This is a genomic window from Nonomuraea sp. NPDC049378 (assembly GCF_055586745.1).
Window position 1 is genome coordinate 157,486 of the sequence record NZ_JBVJHP010000022.1, and the last position, 7,596, is coordinate 165,081.

Annotated in this window: 9 protein-coding genes, 2 tRNA genes and 1 riboswitch; of the genes, 4 read left to right on the top strand and 7 right to left on the bottom strand. The window is 68.0% G+C overall.

The genetic code is table 11. The features are described from left to right. Positions 1–70: 70 nt before the first annotated feature. Complete coding sequence (locus ACZ6SA_RS39005; protein ID WP_465833894.1) at positions 71–1,009, top strand: RNA polymerase sigma-70 factor; 939 nt, start codon at positions 71–73, stop codon at positions 1,007–1,009. A gap of 230 nt (positions 1,010–1,239) precedes the next feature. On the opposite strand, the gene ACZ6SA_RS39010 is transcribed toward ACZ6SA_RS39005, so the two are convergent. The 5 genes from ACZ6SA_RS39010 to ACZ6SA_RS39030 form a co-directional block, all read right to left on the bottom strand. Next, positions 1,240–1,845 carry a hypothetical protein gene (locus ACZ6SA_RS39010; protein ID WP_465833896.1) on the bottom strand — a complete coding sequence of 202 codons (606 nt, stop codon included), beginning with the start codon at positions 1,843–1,845 and terminating at the stop codon, positions 1,240–1,242. Positions 1,846–1,885: 40 nt separating this feature from the next. After that, positions 1,886–2,146 carry a hypothetical protein gene (locus ACZ6SA_RS39015; protein ID WP_465833898.1) on the bottom strand — a complete coding sequence of 87 codons (261 nt, stop codon included), beginning with the start codon at positions 2,144–2,146 and terminating at the stop codon, positions 1,886–1,888. 344 nt (positions 2,147–2,490) lie between these two features. Continuing rightward, the gene (locus ACZ6SA_RS39020; RefSeq protein ID WP_465833900.1) at positions 2,491–3,456 is read right to left on the bottom strand and encodes a coiled-coil domain-containing protein; all 966 of its coding nucleotides are present in this window, start codon (positions 3,454–3,456) and stop codon (positions 2,491–2,493) included. 5 nt (positions 3,457–3,461) lie between these two features. Further along, positions 3,462–3,604, bottom strand: a riboswitch (cyclic di-AMP (ydaO/yuaA leader). Between the two features lie 66 nt (positions 3,605–3,670). Beyond that, positions 3,671–4,753: a galactose-1-phosphate uridylyltransferase gene (gene galT / locus ACZ6SA_RS39025; protein WP_465833902.1), complete on the bottom strand. Its 1,083-nt coding sequence runs from the start codon at positions 4,751–4,753 to the stop codon at positions 3,671–3,673. Then, positions 4,750–5,529 carry a DeoR/GlpR family DNA-binding transcription regulator gene (locus tag ACZ6SA_RS39030; RefSeq protein WP_347779365.1) on the bottom strand — a complete coding sequence of 260 codons (780 nt, stop codon included), beginning with the start codon at positions 5,527–5,529 and terminating at the stop codon, positions 4,750–4,752. The genes galT and ACZ6SA_RS39030 overlap by 4 nt, the downstream gene beginning before the upstream one ends. Before the next feature lie 133 nt (positions 5,530–5,662). Between ACZ6SA_RS39030 and ACZ6SA_RS39035 the strand changes: the two genes are divergently transcribed. Then, entirely contained in the window at positions 5,663–5,743 is an 81-nt protein-coding gene (locus ACZ6SA_RS39035) for a 50S ribosomal protein bL37 (RefSeq protein WP_465833913.1), read from the top strand. A gap of 111 nt (positions 5,744–5,854) precedes the next feature. Here ACZ6SA_RS39035 and ACZ6SA_RS39040 read toward each other — a convergent pair whose 3' ends face one another. Next, positions 5,855–6,478, bottom strand: a complete 624-nt coding sequence (locus ACZ6SA_RS39040) for a nucleoside/nucleotide kinase family protein (protein WP_465833904.1) — start codon at positions 6,476–6,478, stop codon at positions 5,855–5,857. Between the two features lie 83 nt (positions 6,479–6,561). Between ACZ6SA_RS39040 and ACZ6SA_RS39045 the strand changes: the two genes are divergently transcribed. Then, positions 6,562–7,206 carry an SAM-dependent methyltransferase gene (locus ACZ6SA_RS39045; protein ID WP_465833906.1) on the top strand — a complete coding sequence of 215 codons (645 nt, stop codon included), beginning with the start codon at positions 6,562–6,564 and terminating at the stop codon, positions 7,204–7,206. A 67-nt stretch (positions 7,207–7,273) separates the two neighbouring features. Here the strand turns inward: ACZ6SA_RS39045 and ACZ6SA_RS39050 are convergent. Continuing rightward, positions 7,274–7,344, bottom strand: a tRNA-Gly gene (locus ACZ6SA_RS39050). Positions 7,345–7,433: 89 nt separating this feature from the next. On the opposite strand from ACZ6SA_RS39050, the gene ACZ6SA_RS39055 reads away from it, so the two are divergent. Then, positions 7,434–7,507: transfer RNA gene (locus ACZ6SA_RS39055), tRNA-Pro, on the top strand. The last annotated feature ends 89 nt before the right edge of the window (positions 7,508–7,596 follow it).

A 7,596-nucleotide genomic window follows, 5' to 3' on the forward strand; every position in this document is an offset into this window, starting at 1 on the left:
GTTACGAAGCAATCGGCAGCGGCGTCTTGTGCGTGTGATAAAGCTGAGTGCGGACAGGCAGGGGCCAGGCATGAGTGAGCGCGGCGAGCGAACGACGGACACACCGGGGCCGTCCGATCATGCCGACTGCGTGGACTCCGCCACCGAGGCGTTCGTCGCCCATCGCAACCTGTTGTTCACCGTCGCCTACGAGATGCTCGGCTCGGCCGCCGACGCCGAAGACGTCCTGCAGGAGGCATGGCTGCGTTGGGTGGGCGTCGACCTCGACAGCGTGCGGGAGGAGCGTGCCTACCTGGTGCGGATCGTCACCCGGCAGGCGCTGGACCGGCTGCGTGCGCTCGGCCGGCGTAAGGAGTCCTACGTCGGACCGTGGCTGCCCGAGCCGTTGCTGACCGTGCCCGATGTGGCCGAGGACGTGGAGCTGGCCGACAGCGTCTCGATGGCGATGCTGCTGGTGCTGGAGACGCTCCAGCCGATCGAGCGGGCGGTGTTCGTGCTGCGCGAGGTGTTCGATCTGGATTACGAAGAGATCGCCGAGGCCGTCGACAAGAGCTCGTCCGCGGTCCGTCAGCTCGCCTATCGGGCACGGGCACACGTCGCCGCGCGCCGGCCACGCGGCACCGGCTCCCCGGCCGAGCACCGGGCTGCCCTCCGGGCTTTCAAGCGAGCGGTCGAAACCGGCGAGCTGCAGAGCCTGCTCGACATCCTCGCGCCGGACGTCGTCGCCCTGAGCGACGGCGGCGGAGTCAAGCATGCCCTGCTGCGGCCCATTGTGGGAGCTGACAACGTTGCTAGCCTGCTGGCCGTCGGCTGGTGGAAGCGCGATGCGGAAAGGTCGGTTGAGCTGGTGCAGATCAATGGCGGCCCGGGGCTGCTCGTCCGAGTCAACGGCGAGATCGACGGCGTGGTGGCGGTGCGAGTGGAGAACGGCTACGTCACCGGCGTCTACCATGTGCGCAATCCCGAGAAGTTGTCGCGGATCGAACAGCAGACCGCCGTGAGCCGCTGAGAACCGGTCGGCAGACCCTTCATCCGAGGAATCCTGGATGCGCAGATCTTCGCGTACGGTCGCGGCCGGTGTGGTCGCAGCCGTACGCATGAGGTCTCGGGCGTCCTTTGCCCGGGCACGTGCCGCCACAAGCCGAACACGAAATGCCGCTGGAAGGCGAAGAACTCGATCGCGGTAGGGTCGCGCCAGAATTGTCCTGCCTCGTCGATCATGAGGCATGTCGATGAAACTCACAGCGGTGCGCCGGAATCACTGGGGTGCGGTTCCGGCGAATGAGTGGCGCGGAGCTCGTAAGCGGCCACGAGGCCGTTGCGGTGGATCTCGCCCTCGACGCCGATGGCACCGTGCTGGGCGGCGGCTAGGCGGTGCCGTTCGCACTGCACGCCCCCGGCCGAGACGGGCACCTGCGTCATCAGACGGATTGGACGGGCATCGATGCCGAGCTGGGTTAGGCGGCGGGACAAGCTGGTGGGGTGGAGGGGCTGGCCGGGGCGACGGCCGGGGAATAGCCAGGTTCCGTCGTGGAGGTGGCGAGCGGTGCCATCGCTGCGCGGCGTGGGGAGTTGGATGATCAGGTCGGCGAGTGGGCCAGGGAGTACGACGTTCGTGGCACCGAGGCTGAGTTCGGTGCGTCCGTCGTCGCGATGGTGGATGTGACTGCGGGTGAGTAGGGCGATCCGGCTAACCTGCTGAGCGAACAGCAGGACCAAGAGGCCGGCGACCCGATCGCCGGTCGGGAGCGTGACTTCGGTCAGCAGGCGTCGTGCTTGCGCCCATCGGTGGTCGGCCGGGGTGAACTGGGACGGCTCGGTGTTGATCCTGGCGGGGATTTCCAAGGGCGGCAGGCTTCTGGACTTGATGGCCCAAGACCAGAAGCTACGAGGTCGCGTCCCGGAACGCCGGCAACCACCTCTTCCGGCCTGAGGCCCGCGTCCTAAGCACCTGCTCGTCGGCGTAGTCGAAGAAGTCCTGCAACTCCCGACGGGTCAGCGCCCGCACTTCAGGCCGTCCCTCATAGGGCGAGGAGTGCGACGGCATGTTGTCCTCGTGGCAGGTCTGTGCCGGATGCGTCCCGAAATGTTCCACACACTGCTCCGCCCACCCGTAGCGGGCGTCGGTGAGGTAGTCGCAGAACATCGCAATCTGGTTCAGGTAGTTCCGAACGGTCGAGCGCGCCCGCGACCCCGGCGCCGACAGTAACTCCGTCGCCTAGTCCTCTACATCCCCAGGCAGCCACTCCCATGGCGATGTGCGGCGCCCTCCACGGAGACCCGTTTCACCCCAACACCACCTCGCATCGGATGCGACATGCTCGCATCTGATGCGAGATCCCTTCCGGCGAACCCGGAAAGTCGCAGGCAGATAGCCGCACATCAACACGTGCGATGATCTTGGCGAATGTCGCTCCTGTAGGTCGATGAACAGCTCAAACGCATTCTTCAAATGGGCGAATAGCTCATCAGATGCTATTCGTCCCTTTTTCAGTTCATCGAGATGTGCACGTGGTCGTAGTGGTTCTCGGTGATGCTGCCCCGGTTGGACATCGTGCTCCAACCCGAGCCGTGGTTGATGCGCTGCTTCCAGATGACGTACTTGACGCCCAGCCTGCTCTTGTTCTTGATGGCCCACTCCGCGATGCGGTCGCCCAGGGCGGCGTTGGCGGCGGAGGGCATCGAGCCGCCCGTGCTCATCATGAAGTCGCAGGCCCGGCCCAGGGGGTGTTCGCCGCTGGAGCCCGAGCGGAAGCAGCCGACGGTGAAGGGCAGCGCGAAGTTCTTGCCGATCTGCTCCTTCATCAGCCGCGTGCGCGGCGTGATGTTGTCGGAGCCGGACGGGAGTTCGGGTGCCCAGCCGCCGTCTGACCTGCGGTTGGTGCCGAACGGCACCAGGTCCTGGAGCTTCTTCTCGATGTCGTCGATGACGTCCTCGGCCTCGTCGCGCTGACCGGCCACCTCGGCCGCGTCCTTGCGGATCCTGTCGGCGAGCTCGACGGCCTGCGCGGAGGCCTTCTTCTTCTCGTCGCGCGCCCTGGCCACGCCCTGCACGAACGCCTGCTGCTCGGCGGTGACCTGATTGAGCACCGCGGCGCCGCCGCTGTTCTCCGGCAACATGAATACGGGCACTCCGGGGTTGCCGTTCTGGTAGCGCAGGCGGGCTATCTCGGCGACCCGCTTCTCGGCCGTCGTCAGCGCCTCTTCGGCGGTGGCCAGCCGGGCCTTGGCCGCCTTGGCGGACTTCTGCGCCTTGGCCAGCTCGACGCGCTTGAGGTTGTAGGCCTCGATCAGCTTGTCGACCTTCTTGTTGAGCTGCTTGAGCTGCGCGCGCAGCTCCGACTCCTTGGGTTTGGGGGCCGTGGACGCCGCGGACGCCGGGGCCGCCGAAACGACGACGGCGGCGGCGGCGGCGATGAGACCGATGGCAAGACTCGCGGGGGACGAAGCCGCCACGTAGGTGTTCCTCTCCCTCTGCCGGCCGGGTTAGCTGACGGGTTCGGGTATGGGAGCTGCGTATCCCTACCACGGATGTGGATTCACCCCAGGTGCGATGGGTCCCCGGCTCCCGGGCAACTCGCCCAGGATTAGGCGGTGCAACGGCTGTTACGGCCGATGCATAAGGGGATATTAGTGGTAGATCACGAGACATGCGACCTTAAGTAGAAATCTATTCTTGATCTACTTGTGATCGGAGCATGCGCGCGGCCTCTTCCGGCAGCACGTCGTTGACGAACGCGCCCATCGCGGACTCCGAGCCCGCCAGATACTTGAGCTTGTTGGGCGCCCGCCGGATGCTGAAGAGCTCCAGATGCAGGTACGCGAGCTCGCGGTCCCGCCGCACCGGGGCCTGGTGCCAGGCCGAGATGTACGGCATCACGACCCCGAACAGCCCGTCGAAGGCCCGCAGCACCGAGGTGTAGAGCGGGGCGAACGCCGCACGCTCCTCCTCCGTGAGCGCCGCCAGGTCCGGCACCTGCCGGTGCGGATACACGTGCACCTCGTACGGCCAGCGCGCGGCCGCGGGCACGAACGCCGTCCACAGCTCGTTGCCGGCCACCACCCGTGTCCCGGCGGCACGTTCGGCGGCCAGCACGTCGGCGAACAGGTTGCCCGGGCCCTGGTAGCGGGCCGCGGCGCCGAGCTGGAGTTTCGTTCTGGGCGTGACGTACGGGTAGGCGTAGATCTGGCCATGCGGATGCGCCAGCGTGATGCCGATCTCCTCGCCCCGGTTCTCGAAGCAGAACACCTGCTCCACGCCCTCGATCCCGGACAATTCGGCCGTACGGTCGGCCCACGCCTCCATGACCAGCCGCACCTGGGCGTCGGAGAGCTTCGAGAAGGATGACGAGTGATCCGAGGTAAAGCACACCACCTCGCACCGCCCCACTCCCGGACGAACCTCACTCAGCCCACCCACATCTTGATAAGTCCCAAAATTCGTGGAGAAGGAGGGGAAGCGGTTCTCGAACACCGCCACGTCGTAGTCGTACGCAGGGATCTCCGTCGCCCGGGTGTCCGACGACGGGCACAACGGGCACTCGGCGGACGTGCCCGTCGGCAGGAACGTCCGCGTCTGCCGGTGCCCGGCCATCGCGATCCACTCCTCGGTCAGCGGATCGTAGCGCAGCTCGGACGCCACCGGCCGGGGCTCAAGCGGGCGCCGGTCGATCGCGCTCCGGTCGGCGTCGTCGCGCCGGTCGAAGTAGATCAGCTCTCGGCCGTCGGCCAGATGGGTGACGGTGCGCTTCAATGCGTGTCCTCCGCGATGATCAGTTCTCCGGCCCGCTCGGCCAGTTCGGTGCGTGCGTCCTCGGGCAGCCCCGCGTCGCTGATGACCACGTCGGCCTCGCTCAGCTCGGCGATGGTGCTGATGCCCACCGTGTTCCACTTGGTGTGGTCGGCAGGGACGACCAGCCGGTGCGCGGCCGTCACAAGCTCCCTGTCGGTCTCCGACTCCAGCAGGTTGGGCGTGGTGAAGCCGGCCCGCACGCTCATCCCGTGCACGCCGAGGAAGAGCGTGTCCACGTGCAGGCGGCGGATCGCGGCCACGGCCACCGGGCCGACCAGCGCGTCGGACGGCGTGCGCACGCCGCCGGTCAGCACGACGGTGCGGTCGGCGCGCGGGTTGCGATGGAAGACCTCGGCGACGGGGATCGAATTGGTGATCACGGTCAGCTCGGGAACGCCGATGAGGTGGTGGGCCAGCGCCCACGTGGTGGTGCCCGCCGACAGCGCCACGGCGGTGCCGGGGCGTACCAGCCTGGCCGCGTGCCGCGCGATGGCCTCCTTCTCCTGCTGCTGGCGGGCGGACTTCGCGGTGAAGCCCGGCTCCTCGGTCGATCCGGGGCCGAGCGCGGTCGCGCCACCGTGCACCTTCTCCAGCAGACCGCGTTCGGCCAGCACCTCGAGGTCGCGGCGGATGGTCATGTCGGAGACGCCGAGTTCGCGTACGAGGTCGGCGACCCGGACACCGCCGTTGCTGCGCACGCGTTCGAGGATCGTCTGCTGACGCTGCTGTGCGAGCACGCCCGCTCCTTCCAACAGATTCCACCAAATTATGACACGACGCTGTTGGGGAATGTTAGTTCGCTACGGATGGCTTGCGCTGGTCAGCACGGGCGAGAGACGTTGGGAGGACACCGACTCCGGAGGCGAGCTTATGGCCAGGCGAGCACGCAAGGGCAAGGCACGCAAGAAGAAGAAGAAGGCGAACCACGGCAAGCGCCCGACAGCACGCTGACAGGTGGCCGCCCGCCGGCGGCCACCCTCATCCCGGCAGCTCGGCGCCCGAGAGGGCAGCCCGTTTCCTGCCGTTCGCACGGCGGTCGCGGACGGCCGATCCGGCGCCGGGTCACAGGAGGAGCGCGGGCCGGTCGGGATGATCGGCCCTGATCACGACGTCGGCCGCCTCCTGGGGCCGCACCTCGCGCTCGTACCGCTCATAGGCGGGCAGGCGCCACCGCTCCTCCTCGGACGTGCGGCGCCCCAGCGCCGCCGCGGACAACCACACATGCACGCTCAGCTCGAACGCCAGCCCCCGTCCCAGCAGCAGCGTCCCGTCCACGATCACCACCCCGCCCGGCGGAAGCTCCTCATAGGGCAGCCGGTACGCCCGGTCGATCCGGCTGTCCCACAGAGCCGGCAGCACGCGCCCCGAGCCGCCATCGTCCAGGGGATCCAGCACCTCCCTGCGCAGCGCCTTGACGTCGAGCCAGTCCTCGTAGAAGGCGTCAGGATCGGCCCTGCCGTGCTCCAGCCGCAGAGACGAGGACCGCAGGAAGTCACCCGCGGAGACCCGCAGCACAGGCCGGCCGCGCAGCCGGAGCGGCGCGACGAGGTCGTCGGCCAGCGTTTCCGGCCGTCCGGCAGGCGCCCCGTCGACGACCACCCGCACCCGACGCCCGCGTGGCCACTGGGAGACCCGCTCGGCCAGCTCGTCGACGAGAACGTCACGGGAGATCGGTCGCGCACGCATCGGAACCAGCTTACGAGCGCCCCCCACCCGGCCTGCCCGCCGCACCGCGGTCGCGGAAGTGCACTCGATCATAAGATCCGTCCATGGACTGGCAGGCGTGGCACGACGAGTACGACGACCCCGGTTCGCGCCTGGCGCGACGATTGCGGGTCGTGCAGCAGCGGATCCGGCTGGCACTCGACGCCTGCCCGCCAGGTCCGCTGAGGCTCGTGAGCCTCTGCGCCGGCCAGGGCCGTGATTTGCTGGAGGTGCTCGACGGCCATCCCCGCCGCGACGACGTGCTGGGCCGTCTCGTGGAGCTCGACCCGGGCAACACCGCGAAGGCCGAGGAGAAGGCCGGCGAGGCAGGCCTGGTCCAGGTCGAGGTGATCACCGCCGACGCCGCGCTCACCGACCACTACCAGGGCATGGTCCCCGCCGACATCGTGCTCGCCTGCGGCGTGTTCGGCAACATCGCGGGCGAGGACGTCGAGCGTACGATCGCCACGTTCGCCCAGCTGTGCCGCGCAGGAGGCACGGTCGTCTGGACGCGCCACCGCAGGCCGCCAGACCTGGTGCCGCAGATCTGCCGCTGGTTCGAGGAGCGCGGCTTCCACCTCGAATGGCTGTCGGAACCGGACGCCGGCTACGGCGTCGGCGCGCACCGCTTCACCGGCACCCCGCAACCCCTGGTCACGGGAGAGCGCATGTTCACGTTCGTCGGCTACGACCTGCTCGGCAACGGTTGAGCACCAGTGCGCGGCACGACGAAGGCCAGGCCCCCGAGGCGGGATGACCTGGCCTTCTCCTCACGTGAGCGGACGACGGGAATCGAACCCGCGTAGCTAGTTTGGAAGACTAGGGCTCTACCATTGAGCTACGTCCGCGCGAACCGGTCGAAGTCTGGTCTAGACTTCATCCGGTCGTCAGGGCGTAAGCGTACCGGAGTCGCGGACCGCATGCGCACTCGGCGAGACGGGGCGTGGCGCAGCTTGGCAGCGCGCTTGCTTTGGGAGCAAGAAGTCGCAGGTTCAAATCCTGTCGCCCCGACAGTGTGATGTCTCAGGACATCGGAAACCCTCGAACCTACGGGTTCGGGGGTTTCGTCGTGTTGGGGTTTGCCTGGGGTTGGTAGTCAC